This window comes from Desulfovibrio sp. 1188_IL3213 (genome assembly GCF_036763145.1).
Lineage (GTDB): Bacteria > Desulfobacterota > Desulfovibrionia > Desulfovibrionales > Desulfovibrionaceae > Desulfovibrio.
In genome coordinates, this window is the sequence record NZ_JBAIYR010000731.1 from 1 (window position 1) to 255 (window position 255).

The following is a 255-nucleotide window of genomic DNA, read 5'->3' on the forward strand; positions in this document are numbered from 1 at the left end:
ATGGTAAGCTCAGTTGGTCGCCAAGCTTGTCTGACCCAAGCTGATGCTTAATGTAGTCCTGAATCTTGGCTTTGTTTTTACCTACCGTATCAACATAATATCCACGGCACCAAAATTCTCGATTGCGGTATTTGAATTTCAAGTCGCCGAATTGTTCGTAGATCATCAGGCTGCTTTTACCCTTTAGGTAGCCCATAAAACTTGAGACACTCATTTTGGGGGGAATCTCAAGCAACATGTGGATGTGATCAGGAC

The 255-nt window shown here is 43.5% G+C and carries 1 protein-coding gene; it reads right to left on the reverse strand.

The features are described 5' to 3' along the window. Window positions 1–255: IS200/IS605 family transposase (gene tnpA, locus V6C16_RS14765; RefSeq protein ID WP_333543632.1), on the reverse strand; the 255-nt coding region annotated here is incomplete at both ends.